At 53.8% G+C, this 24,315-nt stretch carries 22 protein-coding genes; 5 read left to right on the top strand and 17 right to left on the bottom strand.

The annotated features are described in order from the left end of the window. Positions 1-238 precede the first annotated feature (238 nt). The 4 genes from hemG to pepQ are packed head-to-tail and all read right to left on the bottom strand — an operon-like array spanning position 239 to position 4,231. Positions 239-784, bottom strand: coding sequence for a menaquinone-dependent protoporphyrinogen IX dehydrogenase (hemG, locus tag M2374_RS21085; RefSeq protein ID WP_181540204.1), 546 nt, complete (start codon positions 782-784; stop codon positions 239-241). A gap of 11 nt (positions 785-795) precedes the next feature. Continuing rightward, positions 796-2,247: a Trk system potassium transporter TrkH gene (gene trkH / locus M2374_RS21080; RefSeq protein ID WP_115259827.1), complete on the bottom strand. Its 1,452-nt coding sequence runs from the start codon at positions 2,245-2,247 to the stop codon at positions 796-798. A gap of 38 nt (positions 2,248-2,285) precedes the next feature. Next, complete coding sequence (locus tag M2374_RS21075; protein WP_181688596.1) at positions 2,286-2,900, bottom strand: IMPACT family protein; 615 nt, start codon at positions 2,898-2,900, stop codon at positions 2,286-2,288. Next, complete coding sequence (pepQ, locus tag M2374_RS21070; protein WP_096758898.1) at positions 2,900-4,231, bottom strand: Xaa-Pro dipeptidase; 1,332 nt, start codon at positions 4,229-4,231, stop codon at positions 2,900-2,902. The genes M2374_RS21075 and pepQ overlap by 1 nt, the downstream gene beginning before the upstream one ends. Positions 4,232-4,420: 189 nt before the next feature. Between pepQ and fadB the strand changes: the two genes are divergently transcribed. Both fadB and fadA read left to right on the top strand, forming a co-directional pair. Then, the gene (fadB, locus tag M2374_RS21065) at positions 4,421-6,610 is read left to right on the top strand and encodes a fatty acid oxidation complex subunit alpha FadB (protein ID WP_181688597.1); all 2,190 of its coding nucleotides are present in this window, start codon (positions 4,421-4,423) and stop codon (positions 6,608-6,610) included. Between the two features lie 9 nt (positions 6,611-6,619). Further along, positions 6,620-7,783: an acetyl-CoA C-acyltransferase FadA gene (gene fadA / locus M2374_RS21060; protein WP_115259829.1), complete on the top strand. Its 1,164-nt coding sequence runs from the start codon at positions 6,620-6,622 to the stop codon at positions 7,781-7,783. Between the two features lie 183 nt (positions 7,784-7,966). On the opposite strand, the gene fre is transcribed toward fadA, so the two are convergent. Continuing rightward, positions 7,967-8,668, bottom strand: coding sequence for an NAD(P)H-flavin reductase (gene fre, locus M2374_RS21055; RefSeq protein ID WP_137399144.1), 702 nt, complete (start codon positions 8,666-8,668; stop codon positions 7,967-7,969). 40 nt (positions 8,669-8,708) lie between these two features. Then, positions 8,709-10,202 (bottom strand): 4-hydroxy-3-polyprenylbenzoate decarboxylase, encoded by a 1,494-nt coding sequence (gene ubiD / locus M2374_RS21050; RefSeq protein WP_181688598.1) that lies wholly within the window; start codon positions 10,200-10,202, stop codon positions 8,709-8,711. 204 nt (positions 10,203-10,406) lie between these two features. On the opposite strand from ubiD, the gene rfaH reads away from it, so the two are divergent. Then, entirely contained in the window at positions 10,407-10,895 is a 489-nt protein-coding gene (rfaH, locus tag M2374_RS21045) for a transcription/translation regulatory transformer protein RfaH (RefSeq protein WP_115259830.1), read from the top strand. 7 nt (positions 10,896-10,902) lie between these two features. Here rfaH and tatD read toward each other — a convergent pair whose 3' ends face one another. The 9 genes from tatD to udp form a co-directional block, all read right to left on the bottom strand. Next, positions 10,903-11,685 (bottom strand): 3'-5' ssDNA/RNA exonuclease TatD, encoded by a 783-nt coding sequence (tatD, locus tag M2374_RS21040; protein ID WP_181629817.1) that lies wholly within the window; start codon positions 11,683-11,685, stop codon positions 10,903-10,905. A 41-nt stretch (positions 11,686-11,726) separates the two neighbouring features. Beyond that, entirely contained in the window at positions 11,727-12,515 is a 789-nt protein-coding gene (gene tatC / locus M2374_RS21035; protein ID WP_096758905.1) for a Sec-independent protein translocase subunit TatC, read from the bottom strand. A gap of 2 nt (positions 12,516-12,517) precedes the next feature. Continuing rightward, the gene (tatB, locus tag M2374_RS21030) at positions 12,518-13,066 is read right to left on the bottom strand and encodes a Sec-independent protein translocase protein TatB (protein ID WP_096758906.1); all 549 of its coding nucleotides are present in this window, start codon (positions 13,064-13,066) and stop codon (positions 12,518-12,520) included. 3 nt (positions 13,067-13,069) lie between these two features. Then, entirely contained in the window at positions 13,070-13,324 is a 255-nt protein-coding gene (gene tatA / locus M2374_RS21025) for a Sec-independent protein translocase subunit TatA (RefSeq protein WP_096758907.1), read from the bottom strand. A gap of 78 nt (positions 13,325-13,402) precedes the next feature. Then, entirely contained in the window at positions 13,403-15,043 is a 1,641-nt protein-coding gene (gene ubiB, locus M2374_RS21020) for a ubiquinone biosynthesis regulatory protein kinase UbiB (protein WP_115259832.1), read from the bottom strand. After that, the gene (gene ubiJ / locus M2374_RS21015) at positions 15,040-15,645 is read right to left on the bottom strand and encodes a ubiquinone biosynthesis protein UbiJ (protein WP_115259833.1); all 606 of its coding nucleotides are present in this window, start codon (positions 15,643-15,645) and stop codon (positions 15,040-15,042) included. Before ubiJ ends, ubiB begins: the two co-directional genes overlap by 4 nt. Before the next feature lie 13 nt (positions 15,646-15,658). Beyond that, positions 15,659-16,414 carry a bifunctional demethylmenaquinone methyltransferase/2-methoxy-6-polyprenyl-1,4-benzoquinol methylase UbiE gene (gene ubiE, locus M2374_RS21010; protein WP_181688599.1) on the bottom strand — a complete coding sequence of 252 codons (756 nt, stop codon included), beginning with the start codon at positions 16,412-16,414 and terminating at the stop codon, positions 15,659-15,661. A 94-nt stretch (positions 16,415-16,508) separates the two neighbouring features. Beyond that, on the bottom strand, positions 16,509-17,939 hold the full coding sequence (rmuC, locus tag M2374_RS21005) for a DNA recombination protein RmuC (protein WP_115259834.1): 1,431 nt from the start codon (positions 17,937-17,939) through the stop codon (positions 16,509-16,511). Between the two features lie 141 nt (positions 17,940-18,080). Further along, on the bottom strand, positions 18,081-18,842 hold the full coding sequence (gene udp, locus M2374_RS21000; protein WP_003828923.1) for a uridine phosphorylase: 762 nt from the start codon (positions 18,840-18,842) through the stop codon (positions 18,081-18,083). A 265-nt stretch (positions 18,843-19,107) separates the two neighbouring features. On the opposite strand from udp, the gene M2374_RS20995 reads away from it, so the two are divergent. After that, positions 19,108-19,917, top strand: coding sequence for a dienelactone hydrolase family protein (locus M2374_RS20995; RefSeq protein ID WP_181688600.1), 810 nt, complete (start codon positions 19,108-19,110; stop codon positions 19,915-19,917). Positions 19,918-20,020: 103 nt separating this feature from the next. Here the strand turns inward: M2374_RS20995 and metE are convergent, their stop codons facing one another. Further along, complete coding sequence (gene metE, locus M2374_RS20990; protein WP_137399142.1) at positions 20,021-22,282, bottom strand: 5-methyltetrahydropteroyltriglutamate--homocysteine S-methyltransferase; 2,262 nt, start codon at positions 22,280-22,282, stop codon at positions 20,021-20,023. Positions 22,283-22,517: 235 nt separating this feature from the next. On the opposite strand from metE, the gene metR reads away from it, so the two are divergent. After that, positions 22,518-23,456: an HTH-type transcriptional regulator MetR gene (metR, locus tag M2374_RS20985; protein ID WP_115259837.1), complete on the top strand. Its 939-nt coding sequence runs from the start codon at positions 22,518-22,520 to the stop codon at positions 23,454-23,456. On the opposite strand, the gene M2374_RS20980 is transcribed toward metR, so the two are convergent. After that, positions 23,359-24,258, bottom strand: a complete 900-nt coding sequence (locus M2374_RS20980; RefSeq protein ID WP_115259838.1) for a carboxylate/amino acid/amine transporter — start codon at positions 24,256-24,258, stop codon at positions 23,359-23,361. The two genes, metR and M2374_RS20980, sit on opposite strands and share 98 nt — an antisense overlap. Positions 24,259-24,315: the final 57 nt, after the last annotated feature.

Here is a 24,315-nt window from a genome sequence, read left to right as displayed (position 1 = left end):
AGCAGTGCAACGCGGCTTTCGCTCACCGTTGCGAGGTCCCGTATAATACGTTTTCCTCATTCAGAGTCAAGCATTTCTTTCCGCTTTTCTCCGCAAGGTTCTCAGTAGAACCCCGCTGACCCGGCGGCTTGTAATCCGTTGTTCCGTGTCAGTGGAGGCGCATTATAGGGAGTTATTTCAGGCTGACAAGGGGAAATTCAAAATAATTTTCCGAGTGCGTGTTTTTTATTCTTTACGTTTATTTTAACGACGCTTTGTTGGTTAATTGGGCTATTTCTCGCGCAAAACTCGCAACCTGTTCCCAATCGGTATAGACCACTTCTTTATTCGTATCCGTTTCGCCACCGGACATCTTCATAATCAGTTGGATCATGACGCGGTCATACCAACGATAGCGAGGATAAAGCAGTGCGCCAGCGATCACCGCGCTACGATCGGGTCGCCACGGCGAGGTCATCAGAAACTTGCGCGCATAGCTGTTGGTTTGCGGGGTACGTTTTTCCGGCTTACGGGCAACCAGATTAACGGAGTAGAACGCACTCGGCATCGCGTTCAGCCGCGTAGCGTGCTTCTTCACAAACGTCTGAAAAGCAGAATGGTAGTGACCGTAGCGAATCGAGGCACCGATCACCACGCTGTCATAGTGCTGCCAGTCAGGCTCTTCGGTGCGGTGCAGATTCATCACATCCGCCCAGATGCCCAACTCTTTGAGCTCAGAAGCCAGATACTCGGCGATTTCGCGCGTTTGTCCATCCCGGGAAGAAAAAAGAATCAGTGTTTTCACGTGTTACTCCATTATTCACGCCAGAAGGTAGGGGTAAAGAGTACCAGCAGAGTAAAGACCTCCAGACGACCAAACAGCATATTGGCAATCAGGATCCATTTCGCCACCGGGTTCATACTGGCAAAGTTGTCGGCAACCACACCCAGCCCTGGCCCCAGGTTATTCAGCGTCGCGACAACGGAAGCAAATGCAGAGAAGTCATCCACGCCGGTCGCGATAATCGCCAGCATACTGATAATAAAGACCAGCGCATAGGCAGAGAAGAATCCCCATACTGCTTCGAGGATACGTTCTGGCAGTGCACGGTTACCTAGCTTAATACTGTAAACCGCGTTCGGGTGGACCAGGCGCTTCAGCTCACGGTTACCCTGCTTGAACAGCAGCAGAATACGAATCACCTTCAAGCCACCGCCCGTTGACCCGGCACAGCCACCAATAAAGGCAGAACACAGCAACAGCACGGGCAGGAACAACGGCCAGCGAGCAATACTGTCCGTGGTGAACCCCGCGGTGGTTGCCATCGACACCACCTGGAAAAAGGCCTGATTGATTGTCGTTAGCGCCGAACCGTAGGTATTGTGGATCCACAATACCAGCGTACAGATAGCCACCAGCGTCAGCTGTACCCCAATGAACATCCGAAATTCCGGGTCGCGCCAATAGACCTTCAGACTACGCCCGCTTAATAAAGAGAAGTGCAGGCCATAGTTACACCCGGAGATCAGCAGGAAGATTGCAATAATTGTGTTGATAGTCGGACTATCGAAATAACCCACGCTGGCGTCATGCGTTGAAAAGCCGCCGATAGCAATGGTCGCAAAGCTGTGACCGATAGCGTCAAACGCAGGCATGCCGGCAAACCACAGCGCCAGCGCACAGGCCACTGTCAGCAATACATAGATAAGCCACAGGGTTTTCGCCGTTTCGGCAATACGCGGACGCATTTTATTGTCTTTCAGCGGCCCTGGCATTTCTGCCCGGTAAAGCTGCATACCGCCGACACCAAGAATAGGCAGAATAGCCACCGCCAGCACGATGATCCCCATCCCGCCAAACCATTGCAGCATTTGACGATAAAAGAGAATCGCATGTGGTAATGAATCCAGCCCCACCAGCGTGGTTGCGCCCGTCGTGGTTAAGCCGGAGAAGGATTCGAAAAACGCATCGGTGATCGTGAGGTTTGGACTTTCAGCAAAGATAAACGGTAGCGCACCCACGCTGCCCAGCACGGTCCAGAACAAGACCACGATAAGAAACCCTTCGCGGGATTTCAGTTCGCCCTTTTCTTTACGGTTCGGCCACCACAGCATGGAGCCAATCGCCAGCGCGACAAAGAAAGTTTGCGTAAATGCACGACCCGCCCCATCACGGTAGATGAGCGCTACCAGTCCGGGGATGATCATTGTCCCCGAGAATAAGATGACCAGTAGTCCAACGATTCGGGTAATGGCGCGAAAATGCATCTCTGCCGCTTCCTTAGTTCTTTAAAATGAGGTGGGGATTATTCTTTAATCGCTAACAATTGCAATGAACCTCGACTAAAATCCGCCAGCTTTGCTGAAAATTCATTCACTTTCGTGTAAGGAAGCGCTACCCGTAGCTGAACGAATGCCTGGTAATCACTGGCTATGATTTTACCGTCGAACTGCCCCAACAGTGCTTCAATACCTGCCAGTTGGCCGTACTCACACTGCAAAGTATATTCGGTAAGCGGCGTCTTGCGCTGCGTTGTTAATTGCCGCAATGCCTGGCTCACCCCACCACCGTAGGCTTTGACCAGTCCACCTGTACCGAGAAGAATACCGCCGTAGTAGCGCACCACCACCGCGGTAATCTCGCCGACGCCACTGCCCATTAGCTGCGCAAGCATCGGTTTACCTGCCGTCCCCGCCGGTTCGCCGTCGTCCGAAAAGCCCAGCTGTTGCGAGTCATCCGGTGCACCCGCTACCCACGCCACGCAATGGTGGCGGGCGTCCGGATGCTCTGCCCTGACTGACTCGACAAACGCTTTTGCCGCCTCTACGCCGTCCGTGTGGGCGAGCAACGTAATAAAGCGGCTTTTTTTGATCTCTTCAACGACGCTAACCGGCGCCGCAGGGATTAACCAACTGTCCATTACGCCAGTTTCAAATCCCGGGTCATGTTTTCGATATGATTCTCATGGACGACCACGTTGTCTTCAATACGAATACCACCAAACGGCTTCAGCGCGTCAATCTTCTGCCAGTTGAAGTGTTTGCTGAATTGCCCTTCACGCCACGGCGCTAACAGGGATTCGATAAAGTAAATGCCCGGCTCAATGGTCAGGACCATGCCCGGTTGCAGCACGCGAGTGCAGCGCAGGTACGGATACTTCGACGGTGCGGCAAGATGCGTACCGCTGTCATCCTGCATAAAACCAGCGACATCATGCACCTGTAATCCCAGCGGGTGACCAATACCGTGCGGCATAAACGGCCCGGTAAGATCGTTTTCCACCATCGCCTCTTCACTCATATCGGTGATGATTTGATGTTTACGCAGCAGCTTCGCGATGCGCTGATGGAACTGAATGTGATAATCCACATAGTTGACACCCGCTTTCATGGTTGCAATCAGCGCCAGTTCTTCTTCGTTAACGTCTTTCACCAACTGTGCATAGTCGTTGTCGCTTTTCGCCGACCAGGTCCGCGTCAGGTCTGCCGCATAGCCGTTATATTCCGCCCCGGCGTCCAGCAGGAAGCTGCGGAATTCTGATGGCGGTTGATGATCCAGCTTGGTGTAATGCAGTACAGAGGCATGTTCGTTAAGCGCGACGATGTTGCTGTAAGGCACGTCGGTATCGCGATGCCCCGTGGCTGTCAGGTACGCCAGGTTGATGTCGAACTCGCTCATCCCTGAACGGAACGCTTCTTCGGCTGCACGGTGTCCACTTACCGCCATTTTCTGCGCTTCGCGCATGCAGGCCAGCTCGTAATCGGTTTTATACGCACGGTAATAGTGAAGATAGTCGATCACCCCTTTCGGGTTGATGTTGCTGGCAGCAATGTCCAGCTGCAGCGCACGTTCCGGTACCGGGCCGATGTACCCGATATTGCCGCGGGCAGCAGGCAACTGGCTACCAATACCGTCGGCTTTTGGCAACGCAATAATTTCAACTTCTTCGGTCCAGAAAGAGGTCGGCAGCGGCTCAACGTTGTGCCAGTAATCCACCGGCAGGTAGAACCACAACTTAGGCTTATTAACGCCATCCACCAGCAACCAGCAGTTGGGAACCTGCGTGACGGGTACCCAGGCTTTAAACTGCGGATTGACCTTGAACGGATACGGATGGTCGTCGAGAAAAACGTTAACCAGCTCACCGGAGTGAATAAGTAACGCATCCAGCTTAAAACGCGCCAGCGCATCGCGGGTCCGTTCCTGTAAGGTAACAATATGATTTTTATAGAGTGCGGCCAGTGATTCCATTATTTACCCTTCTGTTTTTTTGACCTCAAGTCTCCGCATCTTAGCACATCGTCCTGTGACTGCGTGATTTCTGCCGAGCGTGATCGGCCCGTCATTTCTTTAATCATTCATTTGCATTTTATTAACATAAAACACACACTTCGATTCATCTGGTATGACCAGATCACCTTGCGGATTCAGGAGACTGACATGCTTTACAAAGGCGACACCCTGTACCTCGACTGGCTGGAAGATGGCATCGCCGAACTGGTGTTCGATGCCCCTGGCTCAGTCAATAAACTCGACACGGCAACCGTAGCCAGCCTTGGCCATGCGCTGGATGTGCTGGAGAAACAACATGATTTAAAAGGGCTGCTGCTGCGTTCTAACAAAGCAGCCTTTATTGTCGGTGCCGATATCACCGAATTCCTTTCACTGTTCCTTGTTCCTGAAGAACAGCTAAGCCAGTGGCTGCACTTTGCCAACAGCGTCTTTAATCGCCTGGAAGATCTGCCTGTCCCAACCCTGTCTGCGGTCAACGGCTATGCGCTGGGTGGCGGCTGCGAGTGCGTCCTGGCGACCGACTACCGTCTGGCAACCCCGGACCTGCGCATCGGTCTACCGGAAACCAAGCTGGGCATCATGCCGGGCTTTGGCGGTTCCGTGCGTATGCCACGCATGCTGGGTGCAGACAGCGCGCTGGAAATCATTGCCGCAGGTAAAGACGTCGGTGCCGAGCAGGCACTGAAAATCGGTCTGGTTGATGGCATTGTGAAGCAGGAAAAACTGCTCGAGGGCGCAATGGCGGTACTGCGTCAGGCAATCAACGGCGACCTCGACTGGCGGGCCAAACGCCAACCAAAACTGGAGCCGCTGAAACTCAGCAAAATTGAAGCGGCCATGAGCTTTACCATCGCCAAAGGCATGGTTGCGCAGACGGCAGGGAAACATTACCCGGCCCCGATCACCGCCGTGAAAACGATTGAAGCTGCCGCCCGCTTTGGTCGTGAAGAAGCGCTGAACCTGGAAAACCAAAGTTTTGTCCCGCTGGCGCACACCAACGAGGCGCGTGCGCTGGTCGGTATTTTCCTCAACGATCAGTACGTCAAAGCGAAAGCGAAAAAACTGACGAAGGATATTGAGACACCGAAGCAAGCCGCAGTTCTGGGCGCAGGCATTATGGGTGGCGGTATAGCCTACCAGTCTGCCTGGAAAGGCGTGCCGGTTATCATGAAAGATATCAACGATAAATCGCTGATGCTGGGCATGACCGAAGCCGCCAAGCTGCTGAATAAGCAACTTGAGCGCGGCAAGATCGACGGTCTGAAGATGGCGGGCGTGATTTCCACCATCCAACCAACCCTCGACTACACCGGCTTTGAGCGCGTGGACGTGGTGGTGGAAGCGGTTGTTGAAAATCCAAAAGTGAAAAAAGCGGTGCTTGCAGAGACCGAAGATAAAGTGCGCCCGGATACCGTGCTGGCGTCAAACACGTCTACCATTCCGATTAGCGAACTGGCCAGCGTTCTGAAGCGCCCGGAAAACTTCTGTGGCATGCACTTCTTTAACCCGGTGCACCGGATGCCGCTGGTTGAGATCATCCGCGGTGAGAAAAGCTCGGATGAAACCATCGCTAAAGTCGTCGCCTGGGCAAGCCTGATGGGCAAAACGCCGATTGTGGTCAACGACTGCCCTGGCTTCTTTGTAAACCGCGTGCTGTTCCCCTACTTCGCCGGTTTCAGCCAGTTACTGCGCGACGGCGCGGACTTCCGCAAAGTTGATAAGGTGATGGAGAAACAGTTCGGTTGGCCAATGGGCCCGGCGTATTTACTGGACGTAGTCGGTATTGATACCGCACATCACGCGCAGGCAGTGATGTCCGCAGGCTTCCCGCAGCGGATGCAGAAAGATTATCGCGATGCGATCGATGCACTGTTCGATGCCAGCCGCTTTGGACAGAAAAATGGTCTCGGGTTCTGGCGTTATAAAGAAGACAGCAAAGGCAAGCCGAAGAAAGAAGAGGATGCTGCGGTCGATGGCCTGCTGGCAGACGTCAGCCAGCCGAAGCGCGATTTCAGTGATGACGAGATTATCGCCCGCATGATGATCCCGATGGTCAACGAAGTGGTGCGCTGCCTGGAAGAAGGCATCATTGCCAGCCCGGCGGAAGCCGATATGGCACTGGTTTACGGTCTCGGCTTCCCTCCGTTCCACGGCGGTGCGTTCCGCTGGCTGGATACGCTCGGCAGCGCCAAATACCTCGATATGGCGCAGCAATACCAGCACCTCGGCCCACTGTATGAGGTGCCGGAAGGATTGCGTAATAAAGCGCGTCATAACGAACCGTACTATCCCTCGGTTGAGCCTGCCCGCCCGGTTGGCGACCTGAAAACGGCTTAAGGAGTCACAATGGAACAGGTTGTAATTGTTGATGCGATCCGTACCCCGATGGGCCGTTCGAAAGGGGGCGCGTTCCGTCATGTGCGGGCAGAAGATCTCTCCGCACATTTAATGCGTAGCCTGCTGGCGCGGAATCCAGCGCTTGAGCCCGCGGCTCTCGATGACATTTACTGGGGTTGCGTACAACAGACGCTGGAGCAAGGGTTCAATATCGCCCGTAACGCCGCACTGCTGGCGGAAGTCCCACACTCCGTCCCGGCTGTCACCGTCAACCGCTTGTGCGGTTCATCCATGCAGGCCCTGCACGATGCGGCGCGCATGATTATGACCGGCGATGCTCAGGCTTGCCTGATTGGCGGCGTGGAGCATATGGGTCACGTGCCAATGAGCCACGGCGTAGATTTTCATCCGGGAATGAGCCGCAACGTGGCAAAAGCCGCGGGGATGATGGGCCTGACGGCGGAAATGCTCTCTCGTATGCACGGTATCAGCCGTGAAATGCAGGATGCCTTCGCCGCACGTTCACACGCTCGCGCCTGGGCTGCCACCCAGTCTGGCGCATTTAAAAATGAAATCATCCCGACTGGCGGTCACGATGCCGACGGCGTGTTGAAACAGTTTAACTACGACGAAGTGATCCGTCCGGAAACCACCCTCGAAGCGTTGTCTACCCTGCGTCCGGCGTTTGATCCGGTTAGCGGTACGGTCACTGCCGGTACCTCTTCCGCGCTTTCCGACGGTGCCGCTGCTATGTTGGTAATGAGCGAGGGCCGTGCCCGCGAACTGGGCCTGACGCCGCGCGCGCGCATTCGCTCAATGGCGGTGGTCGGTTGCGATCCGTCAATCATGGGTTACGGCCCGGTTCCAGCCTCAAAGTTGGCGCTGAAAAAAGCTGGGCTTTCCGTCAGTGACATCGGTTTGTTTGAAATGAACGAAGCCTTTGCTGCGCAGATCCTGCCATGCATTAAAGATCTGGGCTTGATGGAGCAGATTGACGAGAAGATCAACCTCAACGGCGGTGCGATCGCCCTGGGCCACCCGCTGGGATGTTCCGGTGCGCGTATCAGCACCACCCTGCTGAACCTGATGGAGCGTAAAGACGTGCAGTTTGGTCTGGCGACGATGTGTATTGGGTTGGGTCAGGGTATCGCTACGGTATTTGAGAGAGTGTAATCACAGAGTGCCGCATCTTGTAGGCCGGGCAAGCGAAGCGCCCCCGGCAACGATGCCGGATGGCGACGTAAAAAACGTCTTATCCAGCCTACAAAATGTTATCTCAAAGCTATTGGTGTCAATGGCGAAGAGAGAAGATTTAGTTGCCGTTCTTCCCGCCTGTCAGGGGCGGGTTTTTTATTTTTAAATAAAAGCGAACGCATCACCAAACAGGCGATCTTCACGCGCCTGACGCTCATTACAGAACAGATCGCGCGCGATTTTTGCCATCTCAAAACGCCCAGCAATGTAGATGTCATGCTCAGCCAGCGTGCCGTGATCCTGCAATACTGCCGTTAGTACGGTACCCGTACGACCACGCCAACCTTCTTCAGGCTGTTCGACCACCGGCTCAACGCGCAGGTTCGGGTGATTAACAGACAACGCTTCCAGTTCACCGAGATCGTAGAGATGCTTCTCTTCACGCCCGCCCCAGTAAATCGTCACGTCACGGTTTGGGTTGCGCGCCAGCGCGGTCAGTAAAATCGAGCGCGCATAAGAGAAGCCGGTGCCGCCAGCAATCAGGATCAGCGGTCGTTCTTCATCGTCACGCAGCCAGGCTTCGCCGTGCGGGATATCCACGTTGATTTCTCGATCCTGGAGAATGCGATCCATGACGGCCATGGCATACAGGTTAAGCTCAGAGGCACCCACGTGCAGCTCAATGAACCCGTGCTCATCCGGCGTTGAGGCCATGGAGAACGGACGCTTATCTCGTTCATCCATCACGACCATTAAATACTGACCAGCACGAAAGGAAAACGCCGCGTCTGGCACTAAACGGACGCGATATACGGTGTCAGTGATAGCTTCTACCGAGGTCACTTTACAGCTTAAGGTTGTCATGCGCTCTCTCTGTCGGATCAATAGGCAAAACGATCGCGCCTCAGGCGCTTTTGCCGTCATTAAAGATGGCCAGCTCATCCCAAATTGCGTCAATGCGCGCAGTCACTTCGGGATCTTTTTTAATCGGACGTCCCCATTCACGTTGGGTCTCACCCGGCCATTTATTGGTGGCATCCAGGCCCATTTTTGAACCAAGGCCGGAGACCGGCGAGGCAAAATCCAGGTAATCTATCGGTGTATTCTCTACCAACACCGTATCCCGGGCCGGGTCCATACGGGTGGTAATCGCCCAAATCACATCATTCCAGTCACGTGCGTTGACATCGTCATCGCAGACAATAACAAATTTGGTGTACATAAACTGTCGTAAAAACGACCAAACGCCCATCATGACGCGTTTGGCATGACCGGCGTACTGTTTTTTGATCGTGACAACCGCCAGTCGATACGAACAACCTTCCGGCGGCAGATAAAAATCGACGATTTCCGGGAACTGCTTTTGCAGAATCGGCACAAACACTTCGTTCAGCGCCACGCCCAGCACGGCAGGTTCATCGGGTGGACGCCCGGTGTAGGTGGAGTGATAAATAGCATCTTCACGCTGGGTAACGTGCGTGACGGTGAAGACCGGAAAGCTATCCACTTCATTGTAGTAACCCGTATGGTCGCCGTACGGACCTTCCGGCGCTAACTCCCCCGGCTCGATGTAGCCTTCCAGCACGATCTCTGCGCTGGCTGGGACTTCGAGATCGTTGGAAATACATTTGACCACTTCGGTCTTGGTACCGCGCAACAGTCCGGCAAACGCGTATTCCGATAACGTGTCAGGTACCGGCGTTACCGCGCCCAAAATCGTTGCCGGATCGGCCCCCAGCGCTACCGCAACTGGAAAACGCTCACCAGGATGGGCTGCACACCACTCCTGATAATCAAGCGCGCCACCACGATGGGAAAGCCAGCGCATAATAAGCTTGTTTTTGCCGATCAGCTGCTGACGGTAGATGCCCAGATTCTGCCGTTCTTTATGCGGGCCACGCGTCACGGTGAGCCCCCAGGTGATCAGCGGGGCGGCATCTTCCGGCCAGCAGGTCATGATGGGAATACGGTTGAGATCGACGTCATCGCCTGACGCGATTTTTTGCTGACAAGGTGCACCGCGCAGCCGTTTGGTCGGCATATTCAAAACCTGCTTGAACTGCGGCAGCTTATCAAACAGATCGCGGAACCCTTTTGGCGGCTCCGGCTCTTTCAAAAACGCCAACAGCTTACCCACTTCCCGCAGCGCAGAGACATCTTCTTGTCCCATCCCCATTGCAACACGCTTAGGCGTGCCAAACAGGTTGCACAGCACCGGCATCGAATAGCCTTTAAGGTTCTCAAACAACAACGCAGGCCCGCCCGCACGCAGCGTGCGATCGGCAATTTCAGTGATTTCCAGATGAGGATCCACTGGAAGCGTAATGCGTTTGAGCTCACCCTGCTGTTCAAGCAGCGTCAGGAAGTCGCGTAAATCGTTATATTTCATGGCGTCCATTGTGGCCTCTTCGTAAGCGCCTCATTATACGGCGTTCATCATTGCGATGCTGTATTTTTGTTAAATTAGCGTGAACTCTGGCGGTACATGCAAGCGCAGGGATTATATACCCATTGAGTTTCGGGTTGAGTTGAGGCGGGTATAATTAACTTAGTGCATGGCTTTTGTTATGCTTACGCTCAGAACAAGCGGATAAGAGTTATTATGCAAGCCTGGTATTTACTGTACTGCAAACGCGGGCAACTTCAGCGTGCCCAGGAACACCTGGAAAGACAGGCAGTGAGCTGCCTGACGCCCATGATCACCCTGGAAAAAATAGTGCGTGGAAAACGTACTACAGTCAGTGAGCCACTTTTCCCTAACTACATGTTTGTCGAATTCGACCCGGAAGTGATCCACACCACCACCATCAATGCCACGCGTGGCGTCAGCCATTTCGTCCGCTTTGGTGCAACACCCGCAACAGTTCCGTCTTCCGTTATTCACCAGCTTTCCATCTACAAACCAGAAGGGATTATTGACCCTGAAACCCCGTATCCAGGAGATAGCGTGATTATCACCGAAGGTGCATTTGAAGGGCTGAAGGCAATTTTCACCGAACCAGATGGCGAGGCACGCTCCATGCTGCTGCTTAACCTGCTGAATAAAGAGGTTAAGCAGAGCGTGAAAAACACCGGTTTTCGCAAAATCTAAATCCGCTTCAGAAGGTGACTTCGAAGAGTGTCCTGACATTGGCGTCGATAGCGGCTGCCAGGCGCTGAGGATCGTCTCCACGCCAGTGCGCAATACGCTCAAGAATGTGCGGCAGGTGCGCAGGTTCATTACGACGTGAAGCCGGTTTCGGAGTTAAATCGCGGGGAAGTAAATAAGGGGCATCGGTTTCGATCAGGAGCCTTTCCACTGGGATAAACGGCAGCAGTTCCCGAAGTTCCATGCCCCGACGCTCATCGCAGACCCATCCGGTGATGCCAATATACAGCCCCCTGTCTACGCAGTCCTGCATCTCCTGGCGTGAGCCGGTAAAGCAGTGCAATACAGCGCCTGGAAGGCTGTCCAGCCAGGGTTCGAGCAGCGTCAGGAAACGGTCATGTGCGTCGCGGCAATGCATGAAAACCGGCATCTGCAACTCAGCGGCGATACGCAGTTGTGCCTCAAACGCCCGCTCCTGCTCCTGCGGCGTGGAGAAATTGCGATTGAAATCCAGCCCACATTCGCCAATGGCGACCACTTCAGACTGGTTTGCCAGCGCCACAATCGCCTCTTCCGTTGAGGGTTGCCATTGACTACTGTCATGCGGGTGAACACCCGCGGTGGACCAGCAATGTGGATAATGCTGTGCCAGTTTTAACACCTGCTGGCTTTCGTGCAGGTTAGTTCCGGTCAAAAGCATGCCATTTACGCCGGCAGCAAAGGCACGCGCGACAACCTCATCCCTGTCTTTTGCAAATTGCGTACTGGTTAGATTAACGCCAATATCAAACATGCTTCCTCCCATATGACAACCGCCCTTACGGGCGGTTGAATTTATTCTTCGGTTTTATCGGCAGCTTCAGCTTTCTCGTTCTCCGCCTCGTTATCTTCGTCTCGCGTACGTCGCTTACCGACATAGAAACGGGAGAAGAAAACGCCGACTTCAAACAGGCAGTACATTGGTATGGCCAACAGCGTTTGCGAGAAGACATCCGGCGGCGTCAGTAACATCCCCACGACAAAGGCGCCGACGACAACATAAGGACGTTTTTTACGTAATTCGTCAGGCGTCGTAATGCCCATCCAGCACAGCAGCACAATGGCAACGGGAACCTCGAAGGAGACCCCAAAGGCCATGAAAAGTGCCATTACGAAACTGAGGTAGCTGGCAATATCCGTCGACACCTGTACGCCCTGCGGAGCTGTATTGGCAAGGAAACCAAACGCCAGCGGGAAGACGACAAAGTAGGCAAATGCCATGCCGATATAGAACAGCAGCGAACTTGAAACCAGCAGCGGCACAACAAGGCGGCGTTCATGCTTATATAACGCGGGAGCAATAAATGCCCATACCTGGTACAGGATCACTGGCGCTGACAGGATCAGCGACACCATAAAGGTGAGCTTGATTGGGGTAAAGAACGGCGAGGCCACATCTGTGGCGATCATCGTCGCACCCTGCGGCATTTGCTTGATCAGCGGTGCCGCAACCATATGGTAAATGTCGTTGGCAAAATAAACCAACGCCAGAAAGATCACCAGAACCGCAATAATGCAGTTCAGGAGTCGCTTACGCAGCTCAATCAAATGCGTGATGAGCGGTTGAGTATCTTCTACAGCCATGTTTACGGTTTATCACTCGACGAAGGGGAGGATTCGACAACAGGCGCGGCGGATTTCTTTTCTGCGTCCATCAACGTTACGGAAGCGGCTTCCGTCGGTTCCGGCGTACTAGCACCCGTGGATTGCGGTTTTTGCTCTGGCGAGCTGGCCTGCGCTTCAGCCGTAGCCGGGGTAACCCCCTCATGCTGCGCTTCGCTCCCTTTCACTACCGGATTATGGATAGTGTGGGCTTCATCGCTGGCTTTCTCAGGGTCGTTAGCGCTGTAAGAACGCTTCATCGACTCCGCAGCTTCACGCAATTCATCCATCGAAGCTTTCAGCTCCGGCGTCAGATTTGTCAGGCTCGCTTTCTCAACTTTTTTCAGGCTGTCCTGAAACTCCTGAAGCTTAAGCTCCTGGGTCAGTTCATTCTGGACCGTCGTTGCAAGAGAGCGCAATGCACGAACCCAACCCGCGACCGTTTTTACCGCCACCGGCAGTCGTTGTGGCCCCAGAACAATGAGGCCAATCACGAACACCAACAACAGTTCGCTAAAACCGATATCAAACACGGATTATACCTGCTCTTTATCGTGGCTTTTGGCGTCTTCTTTTTTCACTTCACCCTGCTTATCGGTGATGGATTTAGCAGTAAAATCAGCGTCCTGGCTGGTTTTATCTTGCTTAGGTTCATCATCACCCATCGCCTTTTTGAAGCCTTTGATTGACGCGCCAAGATCGGAACCGATGGAGCCGAGTTTCTTGGTGCCGAATAGCAGTACAACGATGACGGCAATGATCAACAACTGCCAGATACTGATACCACCCATACATGTTCCTCTGTTATAGATGATGAATTAATAAGACCGTAGTATACGTTACACGACCTGCCTTGAGCGATGAAAAATTCAGCGCATTTTGCGCCAGCCTATCAGCCAGGCAATGACGCCACCCGCCATTAGCCAGCCAGGCATCAAACCCCACTCAGGACGGCTTACCAGCAAGAATGTCCCACTTAGCAGCAGCGTTGCGCCAATACCCAATAAATAACGGGATTGTCCCTGACGAACATGATTCGCCTGAAGCTCGCGCGCAATCTTATCAACACTGTGTTGTAAATATTTGCCCTGGCGCAAACTGTCATACACAAGTTCAGGTATTTCTGGCATTTTTTCGACCCAGAACGGTGCTTTTTCTTTAAAAGCCCTGACAAGCGCAGGAATACCGACCTGATCTTTAATCCACGACTCCAGAAATGGCTTGGCTGTTTTCCATAAATCTAACTGCGGATACAGCTGTCGACCAACGCCCTCAACATACAACAATGTCTTCTGTAACAGCACCAGTTGCGGCTGGACTTCCATATTAAACCGACGTGCGGTGTTAAACAGGTTCAACAGCACGTGACCAAATGAAATTTCCGACAGCGGTTTTTCAAATATCGGTTCACACACGGTACGAATAGCAAATTCAAATTCTTCGACGTTGGTGTCCGGCGGAACCCAGCCAGAATCTACGTGCAACTCGGCAACCTTGCGGTAGTCGCGGTTAAAGAACGCGATAAAGTTTTCCGCCAGGTAGCGCTTATCTTCTTTATTCAACGAACCGACAATCCCGCAGTCAATGCCAATATATTTCGGGTTCTCAGGGTGTTCATAGCTAACAAAAATATTCCCAGGGTGCATATCCGCATGGAAAAAGCTGTCGCGGAATACCTGAGTAAAGAAGACCTGAACGCCACGCTCAGCCAACAGTTGCATATTGGTGCCGTTCTTCTCAAGCGCGGCAACATCTGAAACAGGGATACCGTAAATACGCTCCATCACCATCATGTTCTGACTGCAATAGTCGGAATACACTTCCGGGATGTACAGCATCGGGCTGTCTTCAAAATTACGCCGCAGCTGAATCGCGTTCGCCGACTCGCGCAGCAGATTCAGCTCATCGATCAGCGTTTTTTCATATTCACGCACCACTTCCGTTGGCCGCAGGCGGCGACCATCCGGCAGCAAGCGAGGCACCCAGCGAGCTAGGCGATAGATCAGTTTTAAATCGGCTCTGATGACCGGCAGAATATCCGGGCGAATGACCTTGATCACGACCTCTTTGCCGTTCGATTTCAGTCGCGCAGTGTGTACCTGTGCAATAGACGCAGATGCCAGCGGGGTGATGTCAAAATCATCAAACCATTCTTCAACAGGGAGTCCGCCCATTGCTTCTTCGATTTGTTGTTTTGCACGTTGCCCATCGAATGGGGCCACCCGGTCCTGCAGCAGTGCAAGCTGATCGGCGATTTGCGGAGGAAAAAGGTCGCGGCGGGTGGAAAGCATTTGACCAAACTTGATCCACACCGGTCCCAGCTCCTGCAAAGCCAGTCTCAGCCTTTCACCCAGCGGTTTATCTTTATGCCGGTTTGGCATCCAGAACAACGTGTAGCGCCACAACCTAAGCGGCAGCGTAATACGCATTTTGGGGATGAGTTCATCAAGACCGTAGCTTAAGAAAGTGCGAATGATGAAATAAAGGCGCCGTACTTCACCTGGCGTCATTTGGCCTCCAGTTTTTCCAGCCGTTTGGCCAGAGAGTCGACCGCACGCTCAACGGCAGCGGTTTCTTCGGCAAACCATGCAACTTCCAGCGGGCCCGGGGCCATGCGCCACTCTTCGGTGATCGCTTCGGCAACATAACGCTGCTGACGTTGAACGGTACGGCATAAAAACGTAGCCCCACCGCGCAGGGTCTTGCTGATCCCTTCTGCAACAATATCGCCAGTATAAGGGGCAAGCAGTTCTGCGGGATCGAACTCCGCCAGGTCTGCCAGCGCGACAACGTTCTGCACCACTTGAATATCGCCCTGCACTTCCAGTTCGCCGCTGCGGATAAGCGCCGTGAGCTGCTGGCGATCGCGCAATTTTGGTAACACGCTGGCATGCGTGATCACGGTGCAATCAGCTTCGCCTTCCCATGCCCCCAGTACATCAACCTGGCGTTCGCTAAACACCAGGACTAGCGGGGTCGAAAATCCTTTGAGATCTACACGCAGCACCTTGCCCTGCAAACGCGTTCTGGCTGATTTCAGTGCCGGTGAACGATACAGAAAGGTGTTGAGCAGATTTTCAACGCCTGCGGTCACTAAGGGTTTAAAAGGCATCCCCGATCTCCTGTCAGAACTTGTAACCACGATGCAGCGCAACAACACCTGCCGTCAGGTTGTAGTAATCAACGCTTTCAAACCCGGCATCTTGCATCATTGCTTTTAACGTGTCCTGATCGGGATGCATACGGATGGACTCCGCCAGATAGCGGTAACTATCGGCATCGCTTGCCACCATTGAACCGATACGCGGCAGAATATGGAAAGAGTATGCGTCATACGCTTTGCTCAGCGGCTCGATAATCGGCTTGGAAAATTCCAACACCAGTAAACGTCCACCAGGCTTCAACACGCGATACATAGAACGCAGTGCTTTGTCTTTATCCGTGACGTTACGCAGGCCGAACGAAATGGTAATGCAGTCAAAGGTGTTGTCCGGGAACGGCAATGCTTCCGCGTTCGCCTGGACATACTCGACGTTGCCAATCACGCCAATGTTGCGCAGCTTTTCGCGACCCATTTTGAGCATTGAGTCATTGATATCCGCCAGAATCACTTTCCCGGTTTCACCGACCATGCGAGAAAATTTCGCCGTCAGATCGCCCGTACCACCGGCTAAATCCAGGACAGTCTGCCCACGGCGCACGCCACTGCAATCAATGGTGAAGCGCTTCCACAAACGATGAATGCCAAATGACATTAAGTCATTCATAACGTCATATTTAGACGCCACAGAATGAAAAACGTGGGCCACCATGTCAGCTTTCTGCTCTTTAGCGACGGTCTGAAAGCCAAAGTGCGTCGTTTCTTGTGAATTATCCACCATCTCAGTGCCTGCTCATCCAAAAAATGTTCGAGAAGTGTAACAGATTGGGCCAATTTGCCCTACCCTTCTACCGGGTTCAACTAACCCAAACGGGCTAGTTTGATTGCTGATTTACCGCCTCTCCATCGGGGTAAGTCTCGTCTTGTTGCGCCTCGGGGACCGAACGTAAACGAAACTCTTCATCCTGGCTCGTGGCTTGTTCAGCCAGTTCAGGATTAATCTCACGCTTAATTTCTACACCCAATCCACGAAACGCTTCTGCCTGAGCCAGAACGTTTCCACGCCCTGAAGACAATTTTTTCATCGCCTGCCGATAGTTATCTTGTGCCTTGTCCAGGCTCTGACCAATTGCCGACATATCATCGACAAACAGCCGCATTTTGTCATAAAGCTTGCTGGCCCGGTCCGCGATCTGCTGCGCATTACGACTTTGATGCTCATACCGCCACAGATTAGCAATGGTGCGCAATGCCACCAACAACGTGGTCGGGCTTACCAGCATAATATTATTTCTGAGTGCTTCTGTAATCAGTTCGGGCTGCCTGTCCAGCGCCAGCAGAAAAGCGGGCTCAACCGGGATAAACATCAGCACATAATCAAGCGTACGTAATCCCGGCAACTGCTGGTAGTCTTTGCGGCCCAGCAGACGAATATGGTTACGCACGGAGGCGATATGTTCCTGTAGCGCACTTTCGCGGGTGTAGTCATCCTCTGCATTAAAGTAGCGTTCATAGGCCACCAGCGTCATTTTCGCATCGATCACCACGTCTTTGCCCTGCGGCAATCGGACAATAACATCCGGCTGCATCCGCGATCGTGCGTCATTTTCTATGCTGACCTGAGTTTCATATTCATAGCCTTCGCGCAGACCGGACGCCTCCAGTACCCGCGTGAGTACGACTTCTCCCCAGTTGCCCTGGGTTTTGTTATCGCCTTTCAGCGCCCGTGTCAGGTTAACCGCTTCTTGCGCCATCTGCGCGTTCAGTTGCTGGAGGTTACGAATTTCGTGCGCCAGGGTATGACGCTCTTGCGCCTCTTTGCCAAAGCTATCCTGCACCTGGCGGCGAAAACCGTCCAGCTGTTCACGTAATGGTGTAAGCAAGCTATTCAGGCTTTGGCGATTTTGCTCATCAACGCGACGATTGCTGTGTTCAAAAATACGGTTTGCCAGGTTTTCGAACTGTTCGCTCAGACGCTGTTCGCTGTTGATCATCTGGCGGATTTTATCTTCCGCATGCTGTTGCGTCGCGTCGAGTCGCGTAGTGACTTCCCGGAGATCGGCTTCCAGAGAGGTGTTAATACTCTGCAGGCTGCGAAGTTCGTTGTTGAGTAGCTCGCACTCGTCGCGCCAGTGGGCTTCCTGCGCCAGCTGTTGACGTGCGGCGCTTAGCGCAATATCCAGTTCACGCCGTTCTTCGATAAGATCCGCGCGGATTTGGTCGGCACGCGCTTTGGTCGCCAGCCAGCCCACAAGCAGCCCTGCAGCTAACGCTACGACGGCACTTATCATTATCGAAATATCCACTACGCCCCCCTTACAGCAACGACTTACCCGCACAAAATAGAATTGTGCTGTATAAACGTCCAGTTTAAAAGGAATTTCCTGCGAGGTACTGCGCAAAATAAAAAGGCCGAACATGTCGGCCTTTTCAGAAAGGAGAGAAAATTACAGCAGGCGACGTGCAGCCTCTACCACGATTTTCACCGCGTGGCTTTCCGTTTGCTTCATGGTTTCAGCATTCGGGATTTCTTGCTGAGTACGGTTAACGATAACACCCGCAACCATACCGGCACGCAGACCCTGGCTTGCACACATGGTCAGCAGCGTAGCGGATTCCATTTCGTAGTTCATGACGCCCATGGACTGCCACTCTTCCATCGAGCCTTTGAAACGGCTCACCACGCGACCAGAGAAGGTGTCATAACGCTCCTGGCCTGGGTAGAAGGTATCTGAAGAGGCGGTCACGCCGACGTGGGTAGTCGCGCCAATAGATTTCGCGGCTTCCACCAGCGCGGTGGTGCATTCGAAATCGGCAACAGCCGGAAATTCCATCGGTGCAAAGTGCAGGCTCGCCCCGTCCAGACGGACAGACGCGGTGGTAACCAGCACGTCGCCCACGTTGATATGCGGCTGAATAGCGCCGGTCGTACCGATACGCAGGAAGGTACGAATGCCCAGTTGCGCCAGTTCTTCTACGGCGATAGAGGTCGACGGACCGCCGATACCGGTAGAGCAGACAATCACAGCTTTACCATCCAGCTCAGCACGCCAGGTAGTGAACTCGCGATGAGATGCCAGCTTAACCGGCTTGTCCATCAGCGCGGCGATCTTTTCCACACGCTCAGGGTCGCCAGGGACGATAGCAAGCGTAGCCCCTTGTAAATCGTTCTTGGTGAGGCCGAGATGAAAAACATCAGACTTAGACATAAAAACTCCTCTGTGAATCGGTTTTGTCAGAAGAAGCAAAAACACACTTTACCGAAGGCATAAACATATTTTCGTGACAGCCATCACTTTGATGTAAATCAATTGCATTTCATTACCGTAAAATAGTGATGAACATCACATTAACTGTTCGATACAGGCAAGCCTTGCACAAAAGATAGACCGTTTAAGGCAATGTGGTTCGTTGCACGCGTCTATAGTTAATGATGCGCTATTTGGCTAAATACTTAAGGGTACGGAGAATACCATGGCAACAACACGACAATCTGGCTTTGCACCTGCAGTATCCCCACCCGCAGCAACGGCGGTTCACACCCCGGATAACGAAATCATCGCGGGAATAACGTCGATTCCGTCTCAAGGCGATGATATGCCTGCGTATCATGCACGCCCGAAGCACAGCGAAGGTCCGCTACCGGTTGTTATCGTCGTGCAGGAAATTTTTGGCGTTCATGAACACATCCGTGATATTTGTCGCCGCCTGGCGCTGGAAGGGTATCTGGCTGTCGCTCCAGAGCTTTACTTTCGCGAGGGCGATCCGAATGATTTTGCCGATATTTCAACGCTGTTAAGCGGCCTGGTGGCCAAGGTCCCGGACTCTCAGGTACTGGCCGATCTGGACCACGTCGCCAGTTGGGCCTCACGCAACGGTGGTGACGCACACCGACTGATGATCACTGGTTTTTGCTGGGGTGGACGCATCACCTGGCTGTATGCCGCACACAACCCGCAGTTAAAAGCGGCAGTGGCATGGTATGGCAAACTGGTCGGCGACAAAACGCTGAACTCGCCCAGGCATCCTGTCGATATCGCTACCGATCTTAACGCCCCCGTGCTGGGGCTTTATGGCGCGCAGGACACCAGTATTTCGCAGGAAAGCGTGGAAACCATGCGTCAGGCATTGCGCGCGGCGAATGCCAAAGCAGAAATCGTGGTGTATCCCGATGCCGGGCATGCTTTTAACGCGGATTATCGCCCGAGCTATCACGGAGAGTCCGCCAATGACGGCTGGCAAAGAATGCTGGCGTGGTTTGCGCAGTATGGTGGGAAGAAATAAATGTTAATCGCCCGGTGGCGGCTACGCCTTACCGGGCTTACAACGACTTGCACGTTCCTGTTGGCCGGGTAAGCGTTAACGCCCCCGGCGATCGGGCACCGAATTAAGCCTGACGCAGGTTCTGCGCCGCTTTCACCATGTTCGCCAGCGCTGCGCGGGTTTCCGGCCAGCCACGCGTCTTCAGCCCACAGTCCGGGTTCACCCACAGACGCTCAGCCGGGATACGCTGTTCCGCTTTCTTCAGCAGGGCTTCAATCCATTCCACGCTTGGCACATTTGGCGAGTGAATGTCGTACACGCCCGGCCCGATTTCGTTCGGGTAGTCGAACTCTTCGAACGACTCCAGTAGCTCCATGTCGGAACGCGAGGTTTCAATGGTGATCACGTCGGCATCAAGCGCAGCGATGGAATCCATGATGTCGTTAAACTCGCAGTAACACATGTGGGTGTGGATCTGCGTTTCATCCTTCGCCACTGCGGCGTTGATGCGGAAGGCCTCGACACCCCATTCCAGATACGCCGCCCAGTCGCTACGACGCAGCGGCAGACCTTCACGCAGCGCCGGTTCATCAATCTGGATGATGCCAATACCGGCGGCTTCCAGATCGGCGACTTCGTCACGCAGTGCCAGCGCAATCTGCTTAGCGATGGTTTCGCGAGTCACATCTTCGCGTGGGAATGACCAGCAAAGAATGGTCACCGGGCCTGTCAGCATGCCTTTGACCGGTTTGTCAGTCAGCGACTGGGCGTATTTTGCCCACTCAACGGTAATCGCTTCCGGACGACTCACGTCACCAATCACTACCGGCGGCTTCACGCAGCGGGAGCCGTAGCTCTGTACCCAACCATTCTGAGTAAAGACAAAGCCGTCCAGATGCTCGCCAAAGTATTCAACCATGTCGTTACGCTCAGCTTCGCCGTGTACCAGTACGTCCAGGCCTAAACGTTCCTGCTCAGCGATCGCCTGTTTGATGTGCTCGGCGATACCGGTGCGATAGTTGCCCGCATCCAGGTTACCCTTTTTAAAATCCAGACGCAGGCCGCGGATTTCCGTAGTTTGCGGGAAGGAACCGATAGTGGTGGTCGGCCACGCTGGCAGGTTAAAGCGCGCACGCTGGGCTTCGGCACGTACCGGGTAAGCGTGAGTACGCTGGCTGTCCTGCGCGGTGATAGCCGCCAGACGTTTTTCCACTGCCGCATTGTGGACGCGGGTTGACTGACGACGCGCCTGAATTGGCGCACTCCACGCGACCAGTGCAGTAGTATCACCGCTGTTCAGCGCATCACGCAGCAGCGCCAGTTCACCGCACTTTTGCAGGGCGAAGGCAAACCAGCTTTTCACTTCGGCATCCAGGCGGGTTTCGACACTCAGATCGATAGGACTGTGCAGCAGGGAGCAGGAGGAGGCGACCCACAGCTCACGTTTCCCGACAATGTCTTTAATCTGTGCATATTTCTCGGTCAGATCGGCGCGCCAGACGTTACGGCCGTTAATCAGGCCTGCGGAGAGCAGCCAGTTAGCGGGCAAACGCGAGTGCAACTCGGCTACGTCATCTTTACCATGAACCAGATCCACGTGCAGACCCTGTACCGGCAGCGCGGTGATGGTATCCAGATTCGGCGTCACGCCTTCGAAATAGGTAGTCAGTAGCAGCTTCACCTGCCCGGTCAGCGCATCGTACGCCGGTTTAAAGGCGTTCAGCCATTCCTGGGGCAACTCCAGCACCAGCGCAGGTTCATCAATCTGTACCCACTCAACACCGCGTTTCGCCAGCTCAGCCAGCACCTGCTGGTAAACCGGCAGGATGTCGTTCAGCAGACTCAGGCGATCAAACTGCTCACCCTTCACTTTCCCCAGCCACAGGTAGGTGACCGGACCCAGCAGGACGGGCTTCACTTTGTGGCCCAGCGCCAGCGCTTCGTCCACTTCATCCAGCAGTTGAGTCCAGGTCAGTTTGAACTGCTGACCTTTGGTAAACTCAGGCACCATGTAGTGATAGTTGGTATTAAACCATTTGGTCATTTCTGCCGCTGCCGCCGGTTCACCGGTCGGTGCGCGACCACGGCCAATGCGGAATAAGGTGTCGATATCGACAGAGCCATCTTTGTTCTGATGACGGGCCGGAACGTTACCCAGCAGCAAACTGGTGGTCAGCACATGATCGTACCAGGCGAAATCGCCCACTGGCAGCAGGTCAACGCCAGCTTGCTTTTGTTGATCCCAGTGACGAGCGCGCAGTTCGCGACCCGTTGCCAGCAATTCTTCACGAGAGGCGTTACCCGCCCAGTAGCTTTCTTGCGCTTTTTTCAACTCGCGACGCAGGCCAACGCGAGGGAAACCGAGGGTGTGATTCAATATTGTCATTTTTCTTCCTCTAATTATATGTAAATCCTATGGATTTTGAATTTAGGGAAGGCGGCAAGTTTGCTCATCCCCAGGAGCTTACTGAAGTAAGTGACTGGGGTGGGGAAACGAAGCCAACGCACCATAAATTTAAAAGACGAAGTATTTTAGCCGTCCAGATGTTTACACATCCATAATTGGCGGTTACTGTATATTCCTCAAGCGCAATTTATTCATGCCGAAGTGAAGGACTTTCATGATCGAGATTAAGCATCTGAAAACGCTACAGGCGTTGCGGAACAGTGGGTCGCTGGCAGGCGCAGCAGCGACGTTGCATCAGACCCAATCCGCCCTGTCTCACCAGTTCAGCGATCTGGAACAACGCCTCGGCTTTCGGCTATTTGTGCGTAAAAGCCAGCCGCTACGTTTTACGCCACAGGGTGAAATTTTGTTGCAGTTGGCCAATCAGGTGTTGCCACAAATCGGTCGCGCGCTTCAGGCATGCAACGAACCGCAGCAAACCCGGCTGCGCATCGCCATTGAATGTCACAGCTGTATTCAGTGGCTGACCCCCGCGCTGGAGAATTTCCGTGCTAACTGGCCACAGGTAGAGATGGATTTTAAATCCGGCGTGACTTTCGATCCGCAACCAGCACTGCAGCAGGATGAGCTGGACCTGGTGATGACATCCGACATTCTGCCGCGCAGCGGCCTGCACTATTCACCGATGTTTGATTTTGAAGTCCGTCTGATACTGGCGCCCGATCACCCACTGGCCAGCAAAACGCAGGTAACGCCGGAAGATTTAGCCAGCGAAACCCTGTTGATTTATCCGGTACAGCGCAGCCGACTGGATGTCTGGCGGCATTTCCTGCAGCCTGCAGGCGTTAGCCCGTCGCTGAAGAGCGTGGATAACACCCTGCTGCTGATCCAGATGGTCGCCGCCAGAATGGGTATTGCAGCTCTGCCGCACTGGGTAGTGGAGAGTTTTGAACGCCAGGGCCTGGTTGTGACCAAAACCCTGGGTGATGGATTGTGGAGCCGACTGTACGCCGCTGTGCGCGATGGCGAGCAGCGTCAGCCGGTCACGGAAGCATTTATTCGCTCAGCGCGGAATCACGCCTGCGATCACCTGCCGTTTGTGCGGAGTGCGGAGCGACCCACTTTCGATGCACCCACAGTGAGGCCACTATAACAGCCGCACCAATGATGAAGCTTGGCCAGTGAGGCTGCTGGTGCCAGATGGCCAGATTAACCAACAGCCCCGCAGGCACATGCATATTGTTCATGATACCCAGTGTGCCTGCATCTACCTGCGTCGCGCCGTAGTTCCACATAAAGTAACCGATGCCCGATGCTGCCACGCCAAGGAACACCAGAATTCCCCACTGCAGCGAAGTTTCAGGCATTTTTTGCGCATTCCCTACTATAAGCCAGGCAACGACCGCCACCAGTAATGCCCCCATATAAAACCAGGCAAAGGCGTTGTGCTGCGGCATGGGACGGGTTTCCATCAGACGCTTATAGCCCACCATGCCGATGGCAAAGCTGATGTTGGAAAGCTGTACCAGCAGCAGACCGGTCCAGAAATGACTGGTCACCTGATCGTAACGAATGATCCCCGCCCCAATCACCGCCAGCAGTGCGCTAAACGCGTAGCTCCAGCGTAAACGGCGTCGGCTCATCAGGTCATAAATCAGTGTGATATAGAGCGGTGTCAGGACGGTAAATAACAGCAGCTCGGAAACCGTCAGGTACAAATAAGCACGGAAACTCAGCATATACATGATGCCAAGCTGCATGGCACCCACCAGCATGTACAGACCAATCGTTTTTACGCTGTGGCCGCGGGTACGCAGGAATGGCAGGAACACCAGCGCAGCCAGTCCGACCCGCACCAGCACGGCAAAATAGCTATCGACATGACCGGCAAGGTACTCGCCAAACAGGCTAAAGGAAAAGGCCCACAGAATAGTGGTAATGATGAGTAGCGCCACAATAGATGTCTCTGAACAAAAGATACACCCATTGTAGCGAAGTTCACGGTTGACAAC

This window comes from Citrobacter sp. JUb117 (assembly GCF_024809055.1).
Taxonomy (GTDB): Bacteria; Pseudomonadota; Gammaproteobacteria; order Enterobacterales; family Enterobacteriaceae; genus Citrobacter; species Citrobacter gillenii.
This window is presented reverse-complemented; position numbering and strand designations above follow the sequence as displayed.

Bases quoted from the DNA above. Each gene is read 5' to 3' on its own strand.
- ubiJ (WP_115259833.1), bottom strand. From the start codon at position 15,645: ATGCCTTTTAAACCCTTAGTGACCGCAGGCGTTGAAAATCTGCTCAAC.
- rfaH (WP_115259830.1), top strand. From the start codon at position 10,407: ATGCAAGCCTGGTATTTACTGTACTGCAAACGCGGGCAACTTCAGCGT.
- ubiE (WP_181688599.1), bottom strand. From the start codon at position 16,414: ATGGTGGATAATTCACAAGAAACGACGCACTTTGGCTTTCAGACCGTC.
- fadB (WP_181688597.1), top strand. From the start codon at position 4,421: ATGCTTTACAAAGGCGACACCCTGTACCTCGACTGGCTGGAAGATGGC.
- fre (WP_137399144.1), bottom strand. From the start codon at position 8,668: ATGACAACCTTAAGCTGTAAAGTGACCTCGGTAGAAGCTATCACTGAC.
- udp (WP_003828923.1), bottom strand. From the start codon at position 18,842: ATGTCTAAGTCTGATGTTTTTCATCTCGGCCTCACCAAGAACGATTTA.
- tatC (WP_096758905.1), bottom strand. From the start codon at position 12,515: ATGGCTGTAGAAGATACTCAACCGCTCATCACGCATTTGATTGAGCTG.
- fadA (WP_115259829.1), top strand. From the start codon at position 6,620: ATGGAACAGGTTGTAATTGTTGATGCGATCCGTACCCCGATGGGCCGT.
- trkH (WP_115259827.1), bottom strand. From the start codon at position 2,247: ATGCATTTTCGCGCCATTACCCGAATCGTTGGACTACTGGTCATCTTA.
- M2374_RS21075 (WP_181688596.1), bottom strand. From the start codon at position 2,900: ATGGACAGTTGGTTAATCCCTGCGGCGCCGGTTAGCGTCGTTGAAGAG.
- ubiB (WP_115259832.1), bottom strand. From the start codon at position 15,043: ATGACGCCAGGTGAAGTACGGCGCCTTTATTTCATCATTCGCACTTTC.
- metE (WP_137399142.1), bottom strand. From the start codon at position 22,282: ATGACAATATTGAATCACACCCTCGGTTTCCCTCGCGTTGGCCTGCGT.
- metR (WP_115259837.1), top strand. From the start codon at position 22,518: ATGATCGAGATTAAGCATCTGAAAACGCTACAGGCGTTGCGGAACAGT.
- M2374_RS20995 (WP_181688600.1), top strand. From the start codon at position 19,108: ATGGCAACAACACGACAATCTGGCTTTGCACCTGCAGTATCCCCACCC.
- tatA (WP_096758907.1), bottom strand. From the start codon at position 13,324: ATGGGTGGTATCAGTATCTGGCAGTTGTTGATCATTGCCGTCATCGTT.
- ubiD (WP_181688598.1), bottom strand. From the start codon at position 10,202: ATGGACGCCATGAAATATAACGATTTACGCGACTTCCTGACGCTGCTT.
- tatD (WP_181629817.1), bottom strand. From the start codon at position 11,685: ATGTTTGATATTGGCGTTAATCTAACCAGTACGCAATTTGCAAAAGAC.
- pepQ (WP_096758898.1), bottom strand. From the start codon at position 4,231: ATGGAATCACTGGCCGCACTCTATAAAAATCATATTGTTACCTTACAG.